The organism is Secundilactobacillus angelensis (genome assembly GCF_012641075.1).
GTDB classification, from domain to species: domain Bacteria; phylum Bacillota; class Bacilli; order Lactobacillales; family Lactobacillaceae; genus Secundilactobacillus; species Secundilactobacillus angelensis.
In genome coordinates this window covers 1-380 of sequence record NZ_JAAXLJ010000083.1, presented here as the reverse complement: position 1 = coordinate 380, position 380 = coordinate 1, and the positions used below count along the sequence as shown (strand labels likewise).

Here is a 380-nt window from a genome sequence, read left to right as displayed (position 1 = left end):
AGTCATGCTGAACAAATCTACCAGCGAATTAGACCAGCAGTTCGCACCATTGCAGACGGCTTACAACGATTTACTGACGCAGTACACGGATTTGCAAAGCAAATTAAGCAACGACTAGCCGACCAGCATTTATATCAAGACGTGGCTAGTCGCTTCAAGGCCGATATGGCTCGCAAAGAGCAAGCACAACACAAAGAGGTTAAGCAAGATTTAGCGAAACGTACTGCACCGAAGCCACAACGTGCGCCTGAACGATCTACGCAAACTTACTATCACGACCGAGGAGGTCTCGAACGATGAGCCAAAACGAAGAATTAGCCAAGCAAATTTTAACTGCTTATGCCAACGGACAAGTCGATTTAACCAATGTCCCTGATCTG

The 380-nt window shown here is 46.6% G+C and carries 1 pseudogene; it reads left to right on the top strand.

Annotated features, from left to right (window positions below):
* Positions 1–300 (top strand): annotated as a pseudogene (locus HC026_RS12455) (hypothetical protein); the annotation flags it as partial.
* Between the last annotated feature and the right edge of the window lie 80 nt (positions 301–380).